Annotated in this window: 20 protein-coding genes and 1 riboswitch; of the genes, 4 read left to right on the plus strand and 16 right to left on the minus strand. The window is 30.7% G+C overall.

The window, feature by feature from the left end:
• Window positions 1-16: 16 nt before the first annotated feature.
• From Ctaglu_RS07160 to Ctaglu_RS07170, 3 genes are all read right to left on the minus strand, one after another.
• Window positions 17-1,561: a cobyric acid synthase gene (locus tag Ctaglu_RS07160; protein ID WP_124999531.1), complete on the minus strand. Its 1,545-nt coding sequence runs from the start codon at window positions 1,559-1,561 to the stop codon at window positions 17-19.
• A 123-nt stretch (window positions 1,562-1,684) separates the two neighbouring features.
• Window positions 1,685-1,888: riboswitch (cobalamin riboswitch) on the minus strand.
• A gap of 152 nt (window positions 1,889-2,040) precedes the next feature.
• Window positions 2,041-2,886, minus strand: coding sequence for a TIGR03943 family putative permease subunit (locus Ctaglu_RS07165; RefSeq protein ID WP_124999534.1), 846 nt, complete (start codon window positions 2,884-2,886; stop codon window positions 2,041-2,043).
• A 98-nt stretch (window positions 2,887-2,984) separates the two neighbouring features.
• Entirely contained in the window at window positions 2,985-4,115 is a 1,131-nt protein-coding gene (locus Ctaglu_RS07170) for a permease (RefSeq protein ID WP_124999688.1), read from the minus strand.
• Between the two features lie 228 nt (window positions 4,116-4,343).
• Here Ctaglu_RS07170 and Ctaglu_RS07175 point away from each other — a divergent pair, with 228 nt between their 5' ends.
• A complete protein-coding gene (locus Ctaglu_RS07175; RefSeq protein ID WP_124999536.1) occupies window positions 4,344-6,344 on the plus strand; it encodes a methyl-accepting chemotaxis protein in 2,001 nt (666 codons plus the stop codon).
• A 150-nt stretch (window positions 6,345-6,494) separates the two neighbouring features.
• On the opposite strand, the gene trmB is transcribed toward Ctaglu_RS07175, so the two are convergent.
• From trmB to Ctaglu_RS07230, 11 genes are all read right to left on the minus strand, one after another.
• Window positions 6,495-7,148 carry a tRNA (guanosine(46)-N7)-methyltransferase TrmB gene (trmB, locus tag Ctaglu_RS07180; protein ID WP_124999538.1) on the minus strand — a complete coding sequence of 218 codons (654 nt, stop codon included), beginning with the start codon at window positions 7,146-7,148 and terminating at the stop codon, window positions 6,495-6,497.
• 213 nt (window positions 7,149-7,361) lie between these two features.
• The gene (locus Ctaglu_RS07185) at window positions 7,362-8,507 is read right to left on the minus strand and encodes an ABC transporter permease (protein WP_124999540.1); all 1,146 of its coding nucleotides are present in this window, start codon (window positions 8,505-8,507) and stop codon (window positions 7,362-7,364) included.
• Window position 8,508: 1 nt separating this feature from the next.
• Window positions 8,509-9,636, minus strand: coding sequence for a SagH family ABC transporter permease subunit (sagH, locus tag Ctaglu_RS07190; RefSeq protein WP_124999542.1), 1,128 nt, complete (start codon window positions 9,634-9,636; stop codon window positions 8,509-8,511).
• A 53-nt stretch (window positions 9,637-9,689) separates the two neighbouring features.
• The gene (locus Ctaglu_RS07195) at window positions 9,690-10,625 is read right to left on the minus strand and encodes an ABC transporter ATP-binding protein (RefSeq protein ID WP_124999544.1); all 936 of its coding nucleotides are present in this window, start codon (window positions 10,623-10,625) and stop codon (window positions 9,690-9,692) included.
• Between the two features lie 218 nt (window positions 10,626-10,843).
• Window positions 10,844-11,476, minus strand: a complete 633-nt coding sequence (locus Ctaglu_RS07200) for a response regulator (protein ID WP_124999546.1) — start codon at window positions 11,474-11,476, stop codon at window positions 10,844-10,846.
• A gap of 106 nt (window positions 11,477-11,582) precedes the next feature.
• A complete protein-coding gene (locus Ctaglu_RS07205) occupies window positions 11,583-12,710 on the minus strand; it encodes a sensor histidine kinase (protein WP_124999548.1) in 1,128 nt (375 codons plus the stop codon).
• Between the two features lie 25 nt (window positions 12,711-12,735).
• On the minus strand, window positions 12,736-13,350 hold the full coding sequence (locus tag Ctaglu_RS07210) for a site-2 protease family protein (protein ID WP_124999690.1): 615 nt from the start codon (window positions 13,348-13,350) through the stop codon (window positions 12,736-12,738).
• Between the two features lie 460 nt (window positions 13,351-13,810).
• The gene (locus Ctaglu_RS07215) at window positions 13,811-17,338 is read right to left on the minus strand and encodes a 5'-nucleotidase C-terminal domain-containing protein (RefSeq protein ID WP_207669452.1); all 3,528 of its coding nucleotides are present in this window, start codon (window positions 17,336-17,338) and stop codon (window positions 13,811-13,813) included.
• A 245-nt stretch (window positions 17,339-17,583) separates the two neighbouring features.
• Entirely contained in the window at window positions 17,584-18,633 is a 1,050-nt protein-coding gene (locus Ctaglu_RS07220) for a hypothetical protein (protein WP_124999552.1), read from the minus strand.
• 49 nt (window positions 18,634-18,682) lie between these two features.
• Window positions 18,683-19,732, minus strand: coding sequence for a phosphodiester glycosidase family protein (locus Ctaglu_RS07225; protein WP_185732616.1), 1,050 nt, complete (start codon window positions 19,730-19,732; stop codon window positions 18,683-18,685).
• A gap of 160 nt (window positions 19,733-19,892) precedes the next feature.
• Entirely contained in the window at window positions 19,893-21,269 is a 1,377-nt protein-coding gene (locus Ctaglu_RS07230; protein ID WP_124999557.1) for a PhoH family protein, read from the minus strand.
• Window positions 21,270-21,446: 177 nt separating this feature from the next.
• Between Ctaglu_RS07230 and perR the strand changes: the two genes are divergently transcribed.
• On the plus strand, window positions 21,447-21,857 hold the full coding sequence (gene perR / locus Ctaglu_RS07235) for a transcriptional regulator PerR (RefSeq protein WP_124999559.1): 411 nt from the start codon (window positions 21,447-21,449) through the stop codon (window positions 21,855-21,857).
• 56 nt (window positions 21,858-21,913) lie between these two features.
• On the opposite strand, the gene Ctaglu_RS07240 is transcribed toward perR, so the two are convergent.
• Window positions 21,914-23,158, minus strand: coding sequence for an ABC transporter substrate-binding protein (locus Ctaglu_RS07240; RefSeq protein WP_124999561.1), 1,245 nt, complete (start codon window positions 23,156-23,158; stop codon window positions 21,914-21,916).
• A 104-nt stretch (window positions 23,159-23,262) separates the two neighbouring features.
• On the opposite strand from Ctaglu_RS07240, the gene Ctaglu_RS07245 reads away from it, so the two are divergent.
• Both Ctaglu_RS07245 and Ctaglu_RS07250 read left to right on the plus strand, forming a co-directional pair.
• Entirely contained in the window at window positions 23,263-24,246 is a 984-nt protein-coding gene (locus tag Ctaglu_RS07245) for a VCBS repeat-containing protein (protein ID WP_124999563.1), read from the plus strand.
• A 263-nt stretch (window positions 24,247-24,509) separates the two neighbouring features.
• On the plus strand, window positions 24,510-24,887 hold the full coding sequence (locus Ctaglu_RS07250) for a bactofilin family protein (protein ID WP_124999565.1): 378 nt from the start codon (window positions 24,510-24,512) through the stop codon (window positions 24,885-24,887).
• 107 nt (window positions 24,888-24,994) lie between these two features.
• Here Ctaglu_RS07250 and Ctaglu_RS07255 read toward each other — a convergent pair whose 3' ends face one another.
• Complete coding sequence (locus tag Ctaglu_RS07255) at window positions 24,995-25,843, minus strand: hypothetical protein (protein ID WP_124999567.1); 849 nt, start codon at window positions 25,841-25,843, stop codon at window positions 24,995-24,997.
• Window positions 25,844-25,874: the final 31 nt, after the last annotated feature.

The raw sequence follows: 25,874 nt of genomic DNA on the forward strand, positions 1-25,874 counted from the left end.
CCACTTTTTAGTTTAATTAGTTGTTAACTGTCCCCAGCTTTTTTAGTCCCATGATTTTATAGATTGAGTCCATGTCTATACTATCTCTCACTATATCTGCTAGCTTGTCTATTTCTTTTTCTCTTAAACTTTCGTAGACCTTAGATTTTTTAGGCTCCATAGCTTTTTTTACTCTTAGCGCATTTACTATATATTCTCTAAATTCTACTCCATCGAAAATTCCATGGATATATGTACCCATAATATTTCCGACTTCATTAATTGCTCCGTCAAAGGAAGACGAATGATCACCTTCTAAAGAAGAGTGCTCACTATTCTTTTCATATATTTCAAAGAGTGGTTTTGCCTTATGCCCATACTTACAAATCCCCATATGTATTTCATAACCATAGACTTCAATATTATCACTATTCACTACGTCAATAGCTGTCATATTGATGCTGCGCGCCTTTACTCTTGTAGTTATTTTTTCTTCTTCGAATACTGTATCTATGTCTAAAAGCTTCAAACCCTCTATTTTTTCTAAATTTGTTTCTACGCCATAAGGATCATTTAAGCTATTCCCTAGCATTTGATACCCTCCACAAATACCTAATACCTTACCTTCTACGCTATATTTCACAATGGCCTCTGCAAGTCCTGACTTTCTTAGCGTGATTAAATCCTCAATGGTGTTTTTAGTTCCTGGTATTATAAGTAAGTCTGGATTTCCCAATTCTTCTTTAGTTGTAACAAATCTAACTGATACATCCTCTTCAGTCTTTAATGCATCTAAGTCTGTGAAGTTTGATATATGTGGCAACCATATCACTGCAACATCAATAGGTGCAGTAATTTTTTTGTTGAATTCTACTGTGCCATCTTCATCTTCTAAATCCAGTCTAAAGTAAGGAACTACTCCAGCGCAAGGGATATGTATAATATCCTCTAGCATTGTAAGACCTGGCTTTAGGATTTCTATATCCCCTCTAAATTTATTTATAATAGTGGCTTTAACTCTTTTTTTCTCTTCCTCATTCAGTAAAAGCATTGTTCCTGCTAGAGAAGCAAATACTCCACCCTTATCTATATCTCCAGCCAGGATTACAGGGGCATCTATAAGCTCTGCCATTCCCATATTTACTATATCTCTATCTCTTAAATTAATTTCTGCTGGACTTCCTGCGCCTTCCATTACTATAATATCAAATTTCTTTTCTAACTCTTCAAACTGCATCTTTAACATATCTTTAAATTCCACTTTCATATTATGATATTCCATAGCTGTACTATTTCCAAAAACCTTCCCATTAACTATAACTTGGCACTTTTTATCTGAGGAAGGTTTTAATAAAATTGGATTCATAAATACCTCTGGCTCAAGCCCAGCTGCATAGGCTTGGAGTACTTGTGCACGCCCCATTTCTTTTCCATCCAATGTAATATAAGAATTCAATGACATATTCTGTGACTTAAAAGGACATACAGAAAACCCATCTTGCTTAAAAATTCTGCAAAGTGCTGTTACTAATATGCTTTTCCCTACAGATGAAGCAGTTCCTTGAACCATTATTTTAGCCATTACTGTCCCTCCTTGTATGCTTTTTTTATGCAAAATAAAAAACAGCAAGCTTTCGCACCTGCTGTTATGTACAAAATTTCATTGCACTAACTTAATTTCTACAAGTTCTTTCCCGCCGAAAGTTTAATATTACTGATTTAGGCAGGTCTCCTGGCTCTTGATTCACTCTCCCCTTTCCCTTGCCCTTTCGGGTGGTTATAAAAGGTTCGTCCTCAATTACAGTAGCGGGGGCTGCTGTGGATTTAAACCACATTCCCTTTTCACCCTATTAAATAATCTACTAACGTAGCTTAATTAATAAAAGGCACCTAAAAATATCTATTCACTTTTTCAAAAAAAATCCTATAATAAAATCAAATTTATTGAAAATCACAATATTTAATGTATTTCTACATTGTTAAGTTTATAGCATTCCATCAGTTATGTCAATAAATAAGATTTTCATATCCTTTAATATGTTTCTTGAATTTTGGAATCAACTAATTATATATATATTCATTATTGTGCTTATCTATTTTTTCTATTTTATTCACTTTAATTATTGGAATCACAGTAATTTGTCCACTTTTAGAATCCACATATTCTCGCTCCCCAAGTGTTCCCTCTACATTTACCCAGGTGCCTTCTGTGAATGATTTTTTCTCGGAATAACCACACAAAATTCCCAAGGGCTGTGCATCTGCAGCGCAACAACTTACAATAATTCTAGATAATATAAATTCCCCTTCATTAAGTCCCTTTTGTTTATATATGAATCCTTTGGTATTAATAACTCTACCAACATAATTATGCGGATTTCCATATATATCTTCATAAGTTTTTATAAAATTTTCTTTAGTAATATCTATAGTTCCACCTTTTACTGCTACTATATTTTCTAAAGACTTATTTAATGAAACGTTAGCGCTGTCAATAGAATTAATGTGTTCTTCATTATGCCCACATACCTCTGTTCCATCCGCTAGAACTTTATGTTTATGCTTTAAGTTACTAATTTTCAACTGTGAAGTTAATGAAAACCCCTTGTTTATTGCGCTGTAAGTGCTCATACCCACCGGTTTTAATAGAAATCCTAAAGCAAGTGGGATTAAAAACATGATATATCCAATTTTCAACCTTTTAGCCTTTTTAACTGCGTAAATATTTTTTCCTTGGAAAATAAGCAAAGCAATAAAAAAGTATAATGCAAATTTTACGTATTTAACCATTTTGGGATGTACAAATAAAGTTATTTTATTTGTACTTATTATCATATAAAAATAACAAGTGAAGCCTGTGAGTATAAGAAACCATATGAATTCATTTAAATTTAACTTCTTTTTCAAACCTTTCCTCCTTATAGCATCCTGTGATTGGATAATAATTATTAATTAATATATCCCTTGTAGCTACTTATTATAGATTTATCCATATAAAGAATTATCTATAAAGTTAAAGCATTGCTTAACACCTCAAGAGGAAATATATTTGCTATAACAGCTAAAATAAAGCAAATAGTAATTATAAGAAAAATAAGTTTGGCTACAAAATTTAATTTAAAACTTCCACAAAGCATAATTGTATTTTTTATATCTAACATAGGCCCTAAAATTAAAAATCCTAAAATTGAACCTGAGGTAAATTGACCTAAAAAACCTCTAGCTATAAATGCATCTGTTTCTGAACAAACTGATAATACAAAAGCAAGCACCATCATCACTATTATAGAGGATAACACTCCACCACCTATTGATAAAATATATGTTTTAGGTATAAAAACTTGCATACATGTAGATAAGAAAACCCCCATTATAAAGAATCTACCTATGTCATATAGCTCTGCACTTGTATGTGATATTATTTCCTCTATATTACGTATAATCACATTGCCTGCTTTACTATGATTATGACTATGTCCACAAGAACAGTTATCATGATTATGTTTAAGATTTTGCAGAGTATGATGTCCACAACCGCAATCAGCCTTATGTAATCTTCCTCTAGGCTTTTTAACTGCTTGTGGCTTAAAAGGACTATCTTTATGAAGTACCCCTATAAGAACACCTATTGTTATAGCACCAACCATACCAAACATAGCTCTTGCTATTACCATATATGACATTCCCATAAAGGCATAATGTGTTGACAATAAAACCACGGGATTCATTATGGGAACTGATAGCATAAATGTAACTGCAATACTTAGTGGAACACCCTTTTTAAGTAGTCTCCTAGTTATAGGAACAATAGCACACTCACATACTGGAAAAACAAGTCCCACTAGGGATGCAATTAAAACTCCTACAAATTTATTTTTAGGAATTATTTTAGCAATTGCTTCCTCTGATACAAATATTTGAATTATAGAAGAAGCTAATGCCCCAATTAGTATAAATGGTATACCTTCAAAGATTATACTAAGAAAAATTGTAGAAAAATCATTAATAATCCTAGAATCAAATTTAATAACTGTAGTACTCTGTGCAAAATATATGCCCAATAGTAAGACTATGATGATAATTAAAATTTTTATTAGGTTAATCTCACTATCATAAACTCTTTTATTTTCCTGAATCAAGTTCCCAACCCCTTACTATTAATATTTATACATTCTGAACTATTATATTATCTTGTAATGCTACTTATGCAATTGCACTTGTTGATTTTTTAATTATAATTACATTGTTTTATTTTTTTTAACTTAAATCCAAATTTTTGCTATAAATGTTTTAATTTATGTTGATTTCATTCGAGAAATAATTTATTATGTTATGTGTTGGACAAATTTAAAAGGAGAGATTATATGAAATTTAAAAGTTTTAAAATGAACAGCATTCGTACTAAATTAATTATTAGTTTGGTAGGAATTTGTGTAATTCCATTAATAATAACAGGTTTTGGCTCTTACAATCAGTCAAAGTCAATTCTCAATAAAAAATTAACAGTCACAAGTAGCCAAACGCTTACAGAAATAAACAACGGATTAGTTGATTACTTTAATGGATTTTCTAATATGATTTTAATGGTATCAAGCAATTATGATTTTGTGAATGTTGATACAGGTAATAATGCTAAATATATACCTGATATATTAAAAGGCGTAAAAGAAAGCAACAAAGATATACTTTGTATCTCTTATGGAACTGCCTCTGGCAAGTTTGATACATATCCTAATGATAAAATGCCTGAGGGATATGATGCAACCACAAGACCTTGGTATAAACAAGCTTTAGAACATAAAGGTCAAGTTATAATAACTCCTGCATATAAAGACCCGGGAACTGGAAACAATGTTGTTACACTTGCAATAACAGTAGAAAAAAGCGGACAAGTAGTTGGCGTTGTGGGAATAGATTTACCATTAACTACACTTGCACAGCGAATATCTACAAAGAAAGTAGGTAGTACAGGATATGTGTTTATTTCGGATGTATCAGGAAACATTTTAGCTCATCCACAAAAGGAGCTTATTAACACAAATGCAGCCTCCAAGTTGTCTTTTTGGAATAAAGCAAAATCAGAAAATAGTGGTTTTGTTAATTATAAAGATAATGGTACTAAAAAATTTGGAGTCTATCAAACAAATGCATTAACAGGTTGGAAGCTCGTAGCTACTTTAGATGAAAGCGAACTATCCAGTGATACAAAATCTATTTTACAAACAACCTTTTTAATGATATTGGTAATGGGAATAATTTCAATATTTATGTCATTATTATTAAGCAAGGGGATATCTAATAACATCCTGAAATTAAAAGAAGTATTTGCTAAGGCATCAAATGGAGACTTAACGGTGTCTATTAAAGCTTCAACAAAAGATGAATTTAACGATTTAGCTATATCCTTTAATTTAATGATAAAAAATATATCTGATCTTATGCATAGTGTTACAAACTCTTCTAAGACGGTACTTCTAACATCAACAAGTCTTACCAATATGTCAGAGGGGGTAACCGCTTCTATAAGTGAAGTAGCAAGTGCAATAGAGGAAGTTTCCGTAGGTGCAACGCATCAAGCTCAAAATGCTCAAAATGGTGCTTCTCAAATGGAGGACCTATCAAACAGAATAGATAAAATCAGTGTTAACTCTAATGAAATGGACAAAATTTCAAGCAATACTAAAGATTTAGGCTCAAAAGGCCTATTAATGGTAAATACCTTAATTGAGAAATCAAATAAGACTAAGATAGCTACTGCAGAGGTTAACAATATAGTGCAAGATATGAATGAAAGCACTAAGCAAATAAATGCAATCTCTGAAACAATAGCCAATATAACAGAGCAAACTAATCTTTTATCATTAAATGCAAGTATTGAATCTGCACGTGCAGGTGAAGCCGGCAGAGGATTTGCTGTAGTTGCAAACGAAATAAGAAAACTTGCTGACCAGTCAAAAACTTCAACTGAAGAAATAAAGGCAATTATAGCAAGCATACAGAAAAAGTCAGATGTAGCGGTAAATGCTATTAAATCCACTGAAACTGTAGTAAATGAGCAAGAGTTAGCGGTAGTTCAAACCCAGGAGATATTTAGTGAAATTCTAAAATCAATTGAAGTAATGATTACTAAAGTTGATGAAGTAAAAATATCTATTATTGATATAAATGAGAAAAAACAATCTACAGTATTAGAAATCGAAAATATTTCTGCAATATCAGAACAAACAGCTGCCTCTTCAGAACAAGTTACAGCTTCTACAGAAGAAATAACAGCCACTATGGAAGAGTTTACAAAGCATTCAGGTGAGCTACAAATCTTAGCCGAGCAGTTAGGGTCAGAAATAAATAAATTTAAAATTAATTAATCATCCTCACTTTCCCTTAAATAAATTCATTAGAATTTCGAGATTTATTACTGAATGTACCCTAAAAGAAAAATTGTCCACAGTAGAACCAAATTTTATGGCTCTACTGTGGACAATTGTGCTTCTAACTGTGTTTATATTATTATTTATCTATATTAGTTTAGCCCTCAAAAACATAGCTTTCATGCCCAGGCTCGCAAATTTAGCTTCATACTCTGTAACTACATTTTCTTTAAAATCACTATTATGCAAGTCATAGGTTGAAAATAATATTTCAAATCCACATTCTTTGAAATACTCTACTGAGTCCTCAAATAACTCTGTGTCATCTGTTTTAAACCAAACTTCAGATCCTGTCTTTAAGAATTTCTTATAATTTGTTAAAAATTTAGTGTGAGTTAATCTTCTTTTGTTATGTCTTTCCTTTGGCCAAGGGTTACAGAAATTTATATAAATTCTACTTATCTCATCTTTTGCAAAAACATCATCAATAAGCATTATATTTAGAGGCATAAGTCTTACATTTAGATTTTCTGACCCTTTAACTTCCCTTACCTTTATTACTTTTCTAAGGGCAAATACTAGCACCTCATCTTTTAAATCTATACCTACAAAATTAATATTAGGATTTTGCTTAGATTTTTCTGATATAAATCCACCCATGCCACAGCCTAGTTCTAAATGTATTTCATTAGTATTTTTAAATTCGTCATTCCATTTTCCTTTATGAACATAATGATCTGTTACTACAATATGGCTAGACTCTAGCTCTGGCCTAGCCCAATATTTTTTTCTTAGGCGCATATACTTTTCTCCTTTTATTTATATATTAAAAAATTACTACATAATTTTTCTCAAATTCACTTTATTATTATATCACAGGAATTGCACTAAACAAACTTTATACTTCTAAATTTGCATTAGTTATTAACTGTCTCTACCTTAAAGGTGAATTAATTGTTACCTGTCCCCAACCTTTTAACATTTAAACATCAATTAGTTGTTACCTGTCCCCACCTAAATGAATCTTTCTACATTTCTATCTTTTTTTATTTTATAAACTGAAATCAGAAAAAACGCAAGTGCAAAACCTAACAATATTGTTATATTCCACAATATATCTTTAAACTGCGCTCCTGTTTGAAGCTTTCTTATAGCTCCCAGCGCCCAACTTTGTGGAATGAAATCTGATAGTCTTTGAAGATATTCTGGCATCATAGAAACTGGCCAAAAACAACCACCTAGCATACAAGAAGGTGTAATTATTAAGGTGGATAGATTACTAGCTGATGCAGAAGATTTTGCAAATGCCACTATTGCAAGCCCAATTGATACAGCTACTACTCCAAAGCTCATTAATATAATTAGTAACTGCATAGTTGGTACATGCATGTTATATTTTAGAATTTTAGTAGCTAAAAACATAACTATAGTAATCTGAATAAACACAATAAACAAATTTACTATTACATTGGAAGTCATATACTGTTTTGAGCTTACGGGTGAAGTACATATCCTCTGGTAGGTTCTTTCTCTTTTTTCTTTTAAAATCAATGTTGAGGTTGTAGTTGTTCCCATTAACATTACCATAATAAATAATCCCATTGTATTTTGTGTTGAACTTCTTCCCTTTGTATTATCCGTTACAAATTTACTTTGGAGTGTTAACTCCTGTTTTGAGTAGCCTTTATATATTTTATTAAAAACTTCTTCTTTTCCATTTGCAGCTTTTGATATACTCATTAGATTTCCCATATACATATCTATATAATTTTCTATCCACACAGTAGCATCCTGACCTTTTATAGATATTATTTGAATATTTTCCATGTTCCTTTTTAATATTTTCTCCTTCATATTTTCAGGGATTATTAATGCAAATTGCACATCCCCATTGGATACTTTATCTTCTAAATTTTCTTCGTTTATTGGCACTATTTTAAATTTCTCAGTAGAATCTAAATATTTAAGCATATCCACAGCTATTTCTGTATTATCTTTATTAATAACTCCCAGGGATACTTTAGAATCAGAAGACGGCCCTTGCAAGCTCATAAAAATCAGAACAAGAACTATAGGTAATATTATATATACTACTATATTAGATTTTTTTTTAAATATAATTTTAAACATATTTTGTGCTATCAAAAAAATATTCCTCATGTTATGCCCTCTCCTTTCTAAATATCAAGGTAGATATAGTTAAAAATACTGTAGCTGCTATTAAATTAATAGCAATGGTACCAAATACCTGACTAAAATTCCCACCGTATATTACTTTAAAAATAGTGTCATTTGACCATCTTACTGGAGAAAATTTTGCTATATTAAATAGAAGTTCACTATTAAACTGTTCTAATGGAACATATCCGCCGCCAAGAAAAATCATGACAGGTACCATTATATTTAATACTCCTGACATTGCTGCTTCAGAATTAAAGATAAAAGCAGCTCCTATTCCTAAGGCTATTGACATAAAGGCTTCTGATGCCATTATTAAAAATATTATTCCTGGATTATTTCCCCAATCTACTTTTAAAACATATCTACTAAAAATTATCACTATTAATAATTGAAATAATAGACTTACAAAAGATCCAATATTCTTTCCTATAAAATATTCATATTTTTTTATAGGAGAAGTTAATATTCTATTCCCTGTCTTTCTTGTTTTTTCTCCCCTGATGCCATAAGCCCCTGACATAGCACCATACATTATAATTAAGGTTGTCATTGTTACTCCATAATAATCAATTGCTCTTGGCCGCTTTTTTTTATCAATGGATTTTACCTCTACATACTTTTTAGAATCTTCTTTTAAAACTTCCTTTACAGCCTTCGGATTAACCTTTGCTATTTCTGATATAACATTATATTTTTGTACAAAAGCTTGGAAAATGCCTTCTACAAATGCAGCTTCAACGTTATATCTTTCGTTTTTAAAAAGCTTTATTTTATTTTCACTATCATTAAAATCTATATAGCAGGCATATTGTGTTTCCTTAACACTATTAATCCCACTATCATATTCTTGTATTTTCGTAGGTTTTATTCCAAGTTTTTCTATTTTTTTTATAAACTCTTCAAAAGCCTGCGCCCTTTGGCCTTGACCCTCAATAGAGTAAACTATCTTTGGATTATCAAACATTAATGAACTTCCCTCCATACCACCAGAGAAAGCAGTTCCTAAAATCCACATAAGAACTATAGGAAATGCTATCATTATACCCATTATTTGCTTATTTCTTATATTATGCTTTATTTCCTTCAATACTATATTAAAAATCCTCATTCCTATCCTCCTTGTATTCCTTATAAGTGCATAATTTTTATTAACAGTTATGCCTAATCTCTAAGTTTTCTTCCCGTTAGAGTAAGGAATACTGACTCTAAATCTGGATTTTTACTTTCTATATTCTTAATAGAAATATTATTGCTGGTGAAATATAATATTATCTTATCTAAATTAGTAACATCTTTTTTGCTTTCTATTTTAATTTTCTCATCCTGGACTTCTATTTGCACAACTCCAGGTATTGCCTTAACTTGCTCTATATTAAGCACTTCTACATCTTCTACAGTAATCTCAACATAATTTACATCTGTAACTATAGACTTTAACTCTTCCACAGTTCCTTGTGCAATTACTTTTCCATGGTCCATTATAGCTATATTCCCACATATAGCCTCTACCTCTTCCATATAGTGAGTAGTGTAAATTATAGTACATCCCAATAAGTTTAATTTTTTTACAGATTGTAATATATGATTTCTTGATTGAGGATCAATTCCTACTGTTGGTTCGTCCATTATAATTAGCTTAGGTCTATGAGCTATAGAGCATGCAATATTTAATCGTCTTTTCATTCCACCTGAAAAACTTTTTGGATACTGTTTTTTCTTATCTAAAAGTCCAACAAACTCTAGTGCCTCTTCTACTTTTTCTTTAAGCTCAGACCCTTTTAATCCATAAAGACTAGCAAAAAACTTAACATTTTCATAGGCTGTTAAATCTTCATAAATAGCGATTTCTTGAGGTACCACACCAATATTTTGCTTAATATACGTGCTACTGCTTTCAATGCCTTTACCTAAAATTTCAATTTTACCTTTATCCATTGTAAGTAATCCACATAATATATTTATAATAGTACTCTTACCTGCTCCATTAGGCCCGAGTAGCCCATAAATTTCACCTTCTTCTATAGATAAGCTTGCATTATCTACTGCTATTACATCTTTGAATTTTTTGGTTAATCCTTCAATTTTAACTATCTTCATATATAACCCCTCTTTATAATTTTTGTTGTTTAAGTACATTTAAATAATAAGTCAATATGCTCGTCTATTTCATGTAACTTATATTTCTATTATATAAAAAAAATGACTTTCTAATAAGTAGTGAAAGTCACCTTTTCTATATGACTAAAGTCACATAAGGCACATGAAAATAAATAGACTAGTCTTCTGACTTGTTATTTACTTTCATGTGCCTTATATTATATTTCTCCTTGTAGATAATATATCGCAATTTGTGTTCTATGTTTCAAACCAGTCTTATTCAAAATAGAAGTGATATAGTTTTTAACTGTCCCCTCTGATATATAGAGTTTATTAGAGATTTCCTTATTAGAAAGACCTTCTGAAATAGCTTTTACTACATCTATTTCTCTTTCGGTAAAGGTATCTCCCTTTGGAACTTTATCTTGCCTAGAGGTTTTAAATCCTTGTGTAACCTTATCTAATATTACATCTTGCATAACAATATTGCCCCCAAAAACAGTCTTAATAGCATCTTTTATTTTATCTGGGGAATTATTTTTCAAAAGATATCCTCTCGCTCCATTTTTTAAAGCCTCAAATATATATTCATCCTCATCAAATGTAGTTAAAATTAAGGTTTTAGTTGTGGTTTTCATTGCTATTTCCCGTACTGCTTGTACCCCATTCATAACTGGCATCCTAACATCCAATAATGCTACATCTACAGTTTCCTCAATACACATCTCTAGGGCTTCTAATCCATTTGAGACGCAACCGACCACTTCAAATTCACTATCCAATCCAAGTATAATCTTAAGTCCTTCTCTTATAAGTATATCATCATCAGCTATCAAAACTTTAATTGCCATACCCCTAACCCCTTATTTATTTTTTATTCCTTCTTCCTAATTAATAAATGTGCATTAGTTCTTAACTGTCCCCCACCTTTTCACCCTTCTAAACATTCATTAGTTGTTAACTGTCCCCGGCTTTTCTCACTTGGCCTAATGGAATAATTGAAATAACGGAAAAGCCTTGCGTTCCATCTACAATTACCTGTCCACCTTCATTGCCTACACGATCCTCCATGCCAGCAATACCTAGACCTTTAATAACAGTATTAGAGCCTATTCCATCGTCCTTAACTTCTAATTTTATAATTTTATTGTGGATTTCAATATTAACATTTACCTTGGAAGCTTTGGAGTATTTCATTGTATTAGTTAAGGCTTCGTTTATATTGTCGTATATTAGCTTCCACTGCCTTGGAGTTATTTTATTTATGTTTCCATTGTAAAGAAAATTAGACTTTATACCACTATTAAAACTAAATTCCTGGATTAATAGTTTAAGCTTGTTTATGCCTAATTGTTCTGAGGGTGGTTTAATATTTTTCAAAGTAATTCTTATATTGTCCAGGCCTTCACGTAGTACATTAATAGTATTTTGGATCATTGATTTTGATTTAGGTATATCAATTTCGAGCAAAAGCTTAGCTGCCTCTAGTTGCATAATGCCTCCAGACAATGTATGTCCAATTTTATCATGTATTTCCTGGGCTATTTTATTCCTTTCTTCAAGCCTTGACATATATTTAAATTGCTTATGGAACTGCAGATCTTTATTTAGTTTATTAGAAAGTATAGTATTTTTATTCTTTAAGCTTTCATTTTCTTCTATAAGCCTTTGAATTTTACTAAAGCTACTATTCACCAAAGTATATACTAGATAACCTAATATGGCAGCCAATATATATTCTTGTAAAATATCATGTTTTATAAAATGTACACTAATGATAATAGCTAATGCATTTATCCACTTATGCTGGTCACTCTTACCTATTAACATATAAATGTTAATAGGTAAGAGTAATATTATTAAATTATAAACATAAGTACATTGGAACAATATTAGCATTAAAGTCACTATCAATATGATATTCTTGTGTTTAGACCTGCTAAATATATAATAACAAATCTTAATACATATATAAGATAAAATAATGGATATAGCAAAAGTGGAATTTTTCATTCCACTTTGTACGTAATTGCTTATACAATAAATCAAAATAGAAAATTCATAAAGAATAATCCATCCTTCCACTTAAATCATCACCTTCTGAATGTTATTAAAACATCCCTACAATATTTGTGAAAAAATAAAATAATAAGGACCCCGGTACTTGCACAAGATAATAGAAGACTGATTGCCCACCAAATAGTGGCAACATTAATATAATAAATATCGGAAATTGATACCTAGTAACTGAATCTGATAAATTGTAAAAAAACTTTGGAAATAAATCTCTAACTATATGAAATCCATCAAAACCTGGTATTGGCACTAAGTTAAGAAAAAACAACACACAATTTAGACCTCCAGTAATTTTTAGTATATCAAAAATAATTTTACCTAGGGCACCATTAATTGGTGAAAACTTTGCAAATAATACAGTGAAAATTGCAAATACAAAACCTAGAATCAAATTAGCAACTGGCCCTGCCACAGAAACTTTCAAATCGTCCTTATAATAGTTTTTATAGGCACTAGGATTTGTCTCAACTGGTTTTGCCCACCCAAATCCTACTAGTAAAATTAAAATAAATCCCATTGGGTCTATGTGAGCAGTTGGACTTAGCGTAAGTCTTCCTTGAAATCTGGGAGTTTTATCTCCTAACCTATCTGCTGTGATAGCATGTGCATACTCGTGAAAAGTAAATGCTATTAAAATTGCTGGTATCATTAAAATCTTAGATAATATTTCTGATGTATCCAAATTTATACCTCCTAATATTCCTACAGGTTAGATATCAACTGCTAATTGTTACTTACAATGTAGGGCATCTTTAACTTATATTTTTTTCAGATGTCTAATATATCTATTATAGCAAAGTTTATTGTTATTTTGAATGTATTATTTCTAAAACAAAAGAATATATTTCTACAACTGGATTTCTTATGAATAAGCTTATATTTTTATATAAGGCATCTTCAAAAAATAGTGAGTATACTCTTCTGATCTATTTAAGATTCCACATAAAAAGACCCTATCTTCAACAGATAAGATCTTTTTTTACAAAATATAGTTTTTAAATAACACTTTATATCATCTTCTACATCTAATTCGAAATATAGTATTAAAATACCGTATAGACAATATATTGCTATAGGGTCTACACGGTACTTTATTGTAGAATTCTTTTTTAAGCCGCAGTCACAAGCTTAGCCGATGCTACTTTTGTGTAAGATTTGTAGATATAACCTACTTTGCCATTGTAATTAATTTTATACCAAATAGCAGTTTCTGAAACAACCTGAACTACTGTGCCATATTTAAGTACTCCAAGTTTCTTTGAAGATGCTGAAGCTGCTACTCTGAAATTCAATCCACTTTTAGCTGTAGTTATAACATATTTACCCTTAATAGGTAATGCTGGTTTTGTTACCACGGGTTTTGTCACTACCGGTTTTGTTACCACTGGTGCAGTACCGGAAACGAGATTATTATTGTTTTTAACTGATATAGCTTTAACTTTTTTCAATTCAGTTACTAATGCTTCTCTTATTGGAGTCATAGTATCTACGGCATTTATTGCACCTTTGAAGTCATACTTGTCTCCACCTGTGAACATAAAGTCGTTAGTTACTACTGTATAAGTTTTGTTCATGTCAACTGGCGTTCCATTTTCTAAAAACATAGCTGTAATTTTTTTACCAAATTCAGCTTTTTCATTATAGTAAACTTTTACTCCACCTACTTGAACCCAACCAATATCTTTATTATCTATTCCATTTTCAATTACTCTCTTTAAATCAGAACCCTTAAGTTCCATTTTAACTAATGTATTGTCAAATGGCATAACTTCATACATATTACCCATTGTAATATTTCCAGCAGCTACTGGAACTCTTAGGCCACCACCATTAGTTATACCAATTTGTGTACCTGTTACTTTTCTCATAACATCAGTTGTCCATTGTCCTAGTAGTGATGTTCCTTGGGCATATCTATCATGAGGTAATTCTTTATCTGTTTTTGCTAAAACTTCACCGAGTATAGGTTGTAAATCTTTAGTGTATTTGTCAGCAATTGCTTTTGCAGTTGCATCTTCTACTAAAGTAGTTGGTCTGCTATATAAATTATCTATTGAAGGTACTATGCCTGCTAATTTACCACTGGCATCAATTTTAATTGTTAATCTTCCCAAAGTTCTTCCTGAATAATAAGCTTGAACTACAGGAATCCCATTAACCATTCCACTTACAGGTTGGTGAGTATGAGCTGAAATAACTGCATCTATATTTGGAAGTCCACAAAGTGCAGTGGCTTCTCCAGTAATTTTACCATCTTTATCTTGGAAAGCTCCTAAATGAGTTAATGCAATAACTACATCTGCTCCCTTATCTTTTGCAACTTTAGCCCATTCTTTAGCTGAAGTAGCGGGATCTTTAAATTCTAAATTTTTAACATTTTCTGGTTTCGTTTTAAATTCTGTTTCTGGTGTTGCAATTCCCACAAGGCCTATTTTTACTCCACCTTTTTCAACTATCATGTATGGCTCAGCCCAAGTTACTGGCTTACCTGTAGTTTTATCATAAATATTTGAAGCGAGGAACTTGTATCCGCCATCTTGTGCCCACTTAGCTATTCTATCAGTACCCCAATCAAATTCGTGATTTCCTACAGCTGAGGCAACTACTCCAACTGATTTCATCATTTCATTTACTGGCGCTCCATAAGTTAAGTTAGACATTGCGCTTCCTTGAAAATTGTCTCCACCTGATACTACTATAGTATTAGGATTTTGTGTTTTAACTTTGTTTATTTCTCCGGCAAATTTAGCTATACCTGAATTCTTTCCGTCTGCAGCTACTGCACCATGGAAATCATTAAATGTAACAATATTAACTCCATTAGCTACTATTGCATCATCATAAGTAACAGATTTAACATTTGGAGTTCTCCCATCTTCTGATGTTGGTAATTGTAATTTACCATTATTGATTAATTTAGCTGCGAAGGTAGCTTTAGTAGCATCCATTCCATTGCCGATTATTTTCCAGTTATTATCTAATTCTGGAGTTATAACACCCTTCTTTTCTTCAATAATATATTTTCTTATTAAATCTCTTATACGTCCGTCGTCTCCCATAGCTTTAAAGGAGTCATATACTATTTCTACACCTTCACCCTTAAATAATCCTGATTCTCCATTAAGCAGAGTTGTGCTAGCTCTGTAATTATTAACTGCTAATTTTAAAACATCTGTGTCTTTTATTTGTGTTCCATCCGTTTTAGTTAAATTAACAATTCTTTTCCCTGCTTCCTTTGATACATCCACATCATATTTTACGCCTGAGAACATATCATAGTTGTAATCTCTTATTTTCTCATTAAATGAAACTGTTAAATCTCCTGATTTAAAAGTATTGTAATAACTAGCTGACCACTCCATATATTTCTTTAACTGTGCTCCAGTTACTTTAAGTGTAACTAAAGTATTATCAAATTTATAAATTGAAGCTGTACCAGCTTTAATTATTTTTCCTTCTTTAATATTTGCAGTAGTGCTAAAACTAGCAGCCGCTGCTACATCTGCCTTTGTATAAAACATCTGAACTTTATTAATTAAATCTATCATTGCAGTATCTTTTACTTGTGCTGTTGGAATACCTTTAATTTCAGAGGCTGGAACCAAATCTCCGCCTTTAAGTTCTCCAATAACAACATTAGCATCTGCAATAGCTGTTGTACTATAAGATTGTAATTTAGCTGAAAGGTCTGCATCTGCTATTACTGCTTTTCCGCCTTTAGGCATTGCATACACTAAATCTGATTTAGCATCTACCACAGAATACTTGCCAGCAGCATTTTTAGTAAGCTTAACATCAATTTTTGATAATTGAGATGCTCCTTTATTAGGTTCAGTAATAATAACATTTCCTTCTTTAACTTGAGCTATAGTTGAGTGAGCATGTCCAGCTACTATAGCAGTTAATTCTGGGCAAGCTTTAGCAAGTTCTCTAGCGCTATCACCATTTCCATATTCTGCATTTTCACCTGCGTGCATAGTTGCTATCATAACATCAACTTTGCCTTTAAGCTCATCAACAGCTTTTCTAGTTTCTACAACTGGATTTGTTACTGTATAACCTACTAGATTAGGTCCATCCCATTTTGTTATATGTGGAGTTACCATACCAATAATAGCAATTTTAACCCCATCTTTTTCTATAATTTTATAAGGCTTGCCTATAGATTTACCAGCTTTATCAAAAACATTACCACAAAGGACTGTTCCAGTGAATTTAGATGAGATTTTTTGCAGTGTTGGTATTCCATAATTAAATTCATGGTTTCCCATAGACCATGTATCATATCCCATTTCATTCATTGCAAGTACCATTGGGTGAATTGCATCATTATTAAATAATGATGATGAATTATCTTGAATACTATCACCGTTATCTACTAAGATAGTATTTGGATTTGCTTTTTTCAATTCTTTGACGATTGTCTGAAGTTGAGCCATACTTCCCGATGTGTCTGGTGCATTAATAGCGTAGTCGTAGGGTAAAAATCTACCATGCATATCACTAGTCGCTAATATTTGTAAATTTATTTCCTTGCTTTCTGCTCCAAAAACATTAACTGGTTGAACTAAAGTAAAAACCATCATTAATGTTAATAACCATGATGTCAATTTCTTCCCCCTAAAATTATTAAACAAATTAACCCCTCCATTCATTAAATGCTAATTTTATCCTATAATTTCTATGTTAATCTATATTATTCATTAACATGAAAATTTTAGGACAAGTCAGTAAACATATTATAATACTAAAAAAACTTTTTGTAAACGATTAATAGTTTTTTTATAATATTAAAAAACTTTATAATTTTTTAGCAAATAAAAAAACCATGCCAATGGCATAGTTTAAAATTATTATTAACTATTTATTTTAATGTACCTATCTATTTAAAAGGAACAAAGGATATTTTATTACCTACTAAAGATACTATCCCTTTAGCATACATTTGTAAAAACTTCCCTTCATAACTAGTTTGAGATCCAGAATTAATTTCTTTTACTACACCTTGCAGCGAATCATGCTGATAGACCTTGCCAGCATCGGAAACGAATAAATCATCTCTTTCACAAGGTTGTTGTAACTCAATTGTTTTCCAGTCTCCAGTCTTATCTGCTGTTTTTCCATAATAAATTTTGCTTACTAATTTATCCTTTAATTCTCCAAGATACACATTATCATTATTATCAATACCAATTATCGTAAGCTTGTCTACACCTTCAACAGTTATAGGTTCTTCACGACCTACAGCATATATTTTATTATAAACTGATCCTTCATAAATCAGATTATCTTCATGACGTGCTAATACGATATTACTTACTTTACTGGGTATTGTATCAACTTTTGTTACCTTTTCTTCAGTAACTACACCAACCATTCTTTTCATCCTATATATATTGCTTCTCTCACCTTCACTTGCAACATTTACGTATAAAAATCCTGTTAAAATTGAAAATTGAATATCTTTTACTTCGGATTTTGCATTAACCCAGGCTAAATCTTTAACCTTTGATTTTTCACCCTTTGATAAATCATAAGAATATAATACTAATTTACCAGACTCATCATTACTGTTTTTCTCTACTAAATACATTCTATTTCTATCTGGAAGCCATTTATAAAAACAAATTTCACTTCCCTCTTTGGCCTCTATATCTTTAACTTTTCCATCCTTACAATTAACAATTTTTAATTGCCCGTCTTCATAATAGGATAAATATTTAGCATCATAGGAGGCTAATATTTTTTCTGCGCTTTCTGGTACCGTAATATCGATTTTTTTTGTTTCTTCTTTTTTATCTTCAATAATTTTTTTTGAAACCACTTTTGAATCACTAGTAGCTAAAAAATAATGATCTATATAAAATAAGACTAAACATTGTAAAGATAGAGATACTACAATCCATATACTTATTCTTTTCTTCCATGTCATAATGATTTCTCCTTTAATTTAAAATATGCTATGCTGAGATTTAACCTTATTATCTACTCTCAACATAAATAATTGAAGGTATAGATCTTTCTCCATAGCTGTCGCTAGGATTGCTTATAACTTCATCATCATAAAACATTGTAGAAGAAGATCCTCCATCTAAGTTACTAGCATTAACAGCTCCATACTCATACAATACGTCTTGTACCTCTTTATAATCAGCCCCCATACTCTTTAGCTGTCTACCGTCAATAACTAATAATATTATTGCTCCGTCACTTCTTTGTCCAATAGCTGTTCTAGGTGCTATACCCGACCCACCATTATTATCATTATCATCATCACTGGTTATAGTTTTCTTTCCATTAACTATAAATGCTGGTCCAAAAGACACCGCTTCTGTTACTCCACGTTCTTTCATTTCTTTAATGCTATGACCACCAACTAACAGTTTTCCATCTTTAGTTATTGCAACAACATCTGTTTTAGCATTTTCATTTTTTATATCATTAAAAATTTCTTTTGCATCAGTAATTATAATTCCCGTTGGCTTTGCTCCCGTTCCTGCCCATTGCGCTCCAGCCGCTTCGTCTACGAAGGCTCCACCATTAACTGCTGCAATTGCATTATTAGCTTTTGCAATTTCACTAGTACGCTCACCTTCTTTAGGTACATTACCTTCATTAAGTAGTTTACTACTGTATCCTACTCTTATCCTAGTAGGATCCTTAATTATTAATACATATCCTTTGTATTTATTTCCTTTTATTTCATATCTTTCAATGTTATTATCATTTTTATTTTCTACTTTTACACCAGCATTTACGCCATCTGATTTTTCTTGTGCTATAACAGCTACTGTTTGTCCCTTCATAATTTCATTTATTTTTGCATCAGATAAAAATGCTTTTGCTAGCCACTGTAATGTGAGAGTAGTCATTGCTGCACCTACTACTGTTGTCTTTGCTTTTTTAAACGGACCATAGTAAAGCATATATGGACCCGTAGCAGTTGTGAAAATAAGTTCAAATACTATAAATAATATAACCAGCTTGCTCGTACTTATTTTTTTCTTCTTACCATTTTTTCTTTTTTTCATGCTTCCCATCCTTTTTCTTATTAGATACTATCCTATTGTACAATAAAACTTTGTATTTTAAAATACAATTTTAATGTAATTTTTGTGAACTACACCCCTAATTTGATAATTTAATACAAAAAGAGAGTATATATATACTCTCTTTTATAACTTGTCATATTTATAATTTTTTTGAGCCTTCGTAGGCTAGTGGTGATCTCTCACATTCATCATATTTTAAAGTTACCTGATAACACAAGTCACTACCCTTCATTTTTTCAGAGGCATAGCACAAACCATTTGATCTTGAATCAAGAAAAGGATGATCGATTTGTTCTGGGTCACCTATAAGAATCAGTTTAGTTCCCTCGCCAACTCTAGTTATTATTGTTTTAACTTGTTTGGGCGATAAATTTTGGGCTTCATCTATTATTACCCAATTTTTAACTATAGACCTTCCTCTAAGGTAAGCAACAGCTTCAGTTGTTATAATTCTCCTATCAAATAAGTCTTTTATCTTATCTAATAATTCCTTTTCATTTTTATAGCGTTCTTTTTCATCAGAATCCACAAGTATCTCTAAATTATCAAATATTGGTCGCATAAAGGGTGATATTTTTTCTTGCTCCGTACCAGGTAAAAAGCCTATTTCCTCATCCATGGTAACATTGGGTCTACAAACTAAAATTCTTCTGTAATGCTCACTATTCTCATTTAATATTTTTTGAAGTCCTACGGCCAGGGAAAATAGTGTTTTAGCTGTTCCTGCAGGTCCTTTAACAATTACTAAAGGTGCTTTTATAGCATCAACACTTAGTGCTTCTAACATAAACCGCTGTCCAACATTTCTTGGTACAACTCCTAATGGTTTACTATCCTTACTGTACAGTGGCACTACATTTTTACCATCATATCTACCAAGTGCAGTTTGTTTAGGGTTTTCCAATGAATGAATTATTAAAAATTGATTTGTATATAAAATTGGTATGGTATATTCTTCTAAATTCTCATCATAATTAAGTAAAGCCGCAACTGCTAAACTTTTTTTGCTATAAAACTCTTGAAGTTTTTCTGAAGATACAAATACTTCTGATCTTCCTGTATATTGATTATCATATTCTGGCACAAATTTTTCATAGAAATCTTGTACATTAATATCTACGGCATCTGCCTTTATTCTTAGAAATATATCTTTTGTTATTAACCATACGTCCTCTCCTTGTTCTTTAAGACCTTTGCATACCTGTAATATTCTATTGTCAGCCTTTTCTTTATTCCAAGAAGCAGGAATTTTAGTATCATAGTGATTCATCTCTACTCTAAGTCTTCCACCATTCTCAAGCTCAATACCCTCGTTTAGTTTTCCCTCATTTCTCAGTTTATCAATAAGCCTAGCTGCATATCTGGCATTGGCCCCTAAATCACTTTTATCTTTTTTAAAACTATCTAGTTCCTCCAAAACTACTTCGGGTATTATTACATCGTTATCTCCAAAAGATAATATAGCACTTGGCGCGTATAGAATAACATTGGTATCTAATACATAGGTTTTTTTCAAAATATCAGCCCTCCTCTCTATATTACTAATATATGTTGCTTATCCTATAAATGAATTAAAAGTTAAATAAATTTTATTGTTTTTACAAGTAATATGTAAATTATTTCTTTTGACAAGTAATAGTTTCTATTATATAATAAGTTTTATAACTATTAATTAGATTATAGGATGGTGTATATGGAGAACATTACAACAATTTTTAGAGAGAAAAAGCTAAAGCTAACACCTCAACGTATTGCAGTTTATAAATATTTAAAATCTACAAAAGAGCATCCTTCAGCAGAAGTTATTTACAAGGCCCTACAACCAACTTACCCTACTATGAGTTTAGCTACAATTTACAAAGCATTAAAAACTCTTGTTGCGGTTGAGTTAATAATAGAACTTAATGTAGGTGAAGGAAACTTTAGGTATGATGGAAACATGGCTACTCATCCTCACGTGCAATGCATAAGTTGCGGTAGAGTTGATGACATAGAAGGCATATCTTTTCCAAATGTAAATGAAGATGTTAAACAGCATACTAATTACGAAATTTTAGCGAGCAAAATATATTTTTACGGATTATGTAAAGATTGCAAAAAATGATTTATTAAGTAAAAAAAGAAGTATAGAAATTATACTTCTTTTTTTTATTTAATAAATCATTTATAAGATTCTTTTAATAACTCTTCCCATTCTTTAGAATTATAACCACCAGTTAAAATCCTTTTCAAAGTTATCAATACATTGCTTTTGATTTTATCAGGTAAATTATATAATGCAAGAATACTATTATCATTAGCTTTATACATATGTCCAACCATTATTTTGCCTATACCAGTTATTTTGTTATTTGCAATTTTGTTTCCACTTATAATTCCCTTTTGCACAATTCTTGCTTGAACCTCATCACTATAAATATATTTGATAAAAGCATTGGCATTATCCCCATTTTTCGCATTTATAGGCATACATACTAATGAATTAATTATAATAGGCATATTAGAACCATAATTTGAATTATTATCATAATCTCCTATTATACCTATGTTTGTTCCATTAAGTTTAGAATTATAGTAAGAAATACATGCAAGCAGAGCCGCATCACCATTATTAAAACTAATAATGCTTTGTTCATTCCCTAACTCAAAAGATTCTTTAGAAATTCCACTGCCTTTTGTTAATAAATTAAATTTCTTAAATGTCTCCTGCATGGTTTTAATTTTTTTATATGACTCCTCACCACTATCATAGCTTTCTTCAAGTTCATGAATATTTACCACTTTACTAGCAATTAAAGAAAACATAAGTCCATTAGCATCTACATCTTCAGTTAACGCTATTGGAGTTTTTATTCCCTTGTTATGAATTTGCTTCAAAACATCTAACCATTGTTCTAAGTTGTTAGGGTTAGCTATTTTTAATTTTTCTAGATTAACTTTATTATATAATAACTCAATAGAATATGGTACAACTCCTATACCATAATATTTATCCCCTACTCTACCATAAGAGCCTACAATGTCATAATATCTATCGCCGATAGCCTCTTTTTCATAAACACTTTTCATATCACTAATTACTCCCTTTTTGCTAAGCTCAATAAGGGTATTCCTATTAGTGAAAATCACATCAATTTCTGTACCAAGATTAATGCTTTCCATGATATCACTTTTATTACCTAGTACATCATTTAGTTTTATTTCAACATCTGGATTGGCACTTTTAAAATCCTCAATTAAAAATTTAATTACATTAGAAGAATATTTATCAGTTGTATCCAGGAATACATTTATTTTTTTTTGTTTTTCACTTTTATTAGATTTACAGGCTGAGAGTGTAAATAACATAATTAAAATTATAAAAAAACTAAATAGATTTTTCAGTATTTTAAATGATTTTTTCATAAGTTCACCTCTTAATAATAATAAATATGAATTTTTTAATTTTTTTTCTATATAAATTAATTAAATATATAATTGTTACATATAATTTAAAGGGGGTGGAATATATGAAATTACACATACTATTTTTTAAGAAGAAATTTCTTTACTATGCTTTAGCCTTTATTGTCTTTTCAACAATTTTTACAGTTCTCTTAGTAATTAGAAACAAGTCATTAAGTACATTTAATATTGTTACTGAAAGCAAAATGATGCAAGCTGATTTAACAGGGGATGGCACTAAGGATATTCTATACATAAAAACAGAAACAGAAACAGATAAATATTATATTCAAATAAATTCACAAGATAAAAGTTATTACCTTGAACCTTCTAAAAAAATTAATACTGTGGGAAATTATTATAAGGAGTGGCCAATGCGACTTACCTTAATGGACATATCTACAAAGAACAAACCTGAAATATTTACTCAAGCCTCTGTAGAGAATACAGCCTCTCTACAGGATACATCATCTATAAACAATAAAGCTGTTCAGCATGTATTCCTTTGGAATAATGAAAAATTTGATGATATATTTTGCAGCACCAATAATATTTTAGGTTTTGTAGACAGTAAAAATAATAAAACGCCTAAAGTTTTATCTGGAAATATTAAAGATGGTAAAATGACTTTTACAAGTTATATTTTTATTAAGAACAGGCTAAAGTCTTTTAGCTATAACTATGATGATAATTATATGGGTAAAAACACCATAACAAGCTTCATAAATCTTATGACAAGCTTTCCACAATCAGAATTAAATATGTCAAAAGGGCCTTTCTCACCTGATTTAAATGGTAATGATATATCACTATTAACCGATTTATGGAATAAAAAAACATATTTCAACTTCCAAGATGCTGTTTTCAAAGATTCTAATTGGGACAAAGAAGGCAATGCCAGTAAAATTCTATGGACCTTAAACTTTAAAGGAAGTACTGAAAGGGATTCAAAGGACACAAAAAACTATACCATAGAACTAATTCTTAAACCTATACCTAAAAGCGATACTACTTCTACCTTTAAGATTAGTTCTGTAAGTATTAAGTAATAGCATAAATTTTAAATTAGATAGTTAATATATAAAATATTGTTATAATTTACGGATTAAAAAGGGACCGTATTATCGGTCCCAAAGGGGATGGGGGGGTTCCGCATAAAATAATTAATTTTATGCTAATGGAGATTTAACTCCGATTACATTTATAATATTAACCTTTTTGCATAGTTTTATTCATTATAAATGATATTTAAAATTATAAATTTATTATTGTTTAGAAACACAAACTAATTTAACATTGGAGGAGTGTTCATATGTTTAATAACAAGGAAAAAGATGTAAATAGGATTGAAACTTTAATTGGAGATCAATGCTTTATAATTGGTTCTTTAAATGTTAATGGATTAATAAAAATAGACGGTTCCATTGATGGAGACATATTTTGTGCAGATGATGTAATACTAGGAGAATCTGGCCACATAAAAGGCAATACAGTGTGTGATAATGCCTCTATAAACGGAATGATTAATGGAAATATCTGTTGTAAAAGCACATTGTCCATAGAAAGTTGTGGCAAGGTCAAAGGAGATATTTCAGTGAAAAAACTTATGATATCTGAAGGTGGAATTCTTGATGGTAAATGCACTATGATAGGTTATGAAGATCCTAATAGTGAAAATAATAATTTATAAGATAGACAATAAAATAACAGGCCGAATATGCACGAATATTTGCTCTGTTATTTTTTTGATGATTTTCATAAAAAACAGTATCATTGCAATACATCTAAATGTAAGCCTTAATTAGAATTTTCTCCTACTATCTTATTTAGCATTTCAAGTTTCCTGTCATCTACTAGATGAGCTAATATATATATTAACTGTCCCAAATCCTCCTCTTCTAAGTTTTTCACAATATTATGTGTTCTTGCTTTAGGGTCAGTATGTTTAAATTCAACATCATTACTTTCAATAGGCTCACTATTTACAAACGTATTATTATTTGTCAATGAAGTTATCATCTCACTAATATTTGGATTATTTAAATCTAGATTATTTAAATCTATTCCAGCTAGCATATCTGAGATTTGACTTAAGTCTATACCTCCCATACCTGAAAATATATCTGCTAAAGTGTTGTCATTATCATCAACATTAGAATTTATTGAATCATTATTTCCATTTGAATTGTTTTTGTTATTCTTTGTAACAGTTGATGTTGCCTTTGCATTTGACTTTGACTTTCCATTTGAATTTGAATTTGTATTACCCGGGTTTAAATTATTCGCTAAGTTGCCTAGTATGTTATTACCTTGACCATTTAAATTGCCCATCAGGTTTGCTAATATATTGTTATCTTGGCCCCCCAAATTACCCAACAAATTTGTTAACATATTATTATCTTGACCACCCAAACCAGAAAGTAAACCTTCAAGCATATTATTACCGCCACCATTATTTCCAGAAAGCAAACTAGATAATAATGCCATCATCGGATTCCCAGAATTTCCATTTAGCATTTGTGTTAATGGATTACTGTTAGAATTGTTATTACTGCCGTTACTGTCATTGTTATTATTGTTATTGTTATTGTTATTGTTATTTTCATTATTCATATTATTTGTATGGCTCTTATGATGTTTTGACACATTTATCACCTCATTTATAAATGGGAGAGCA

It is taken from the genome of Clostridium tagluense (assembly GCF_003865095.1).
In the GTDB taxonomy this organism is placed as follows: Bacteria; Bacillota; Clostridia; order Clostridiales; family Clostridiaceae; genus Clostridium_AD; species Clostridium_AD tagluense.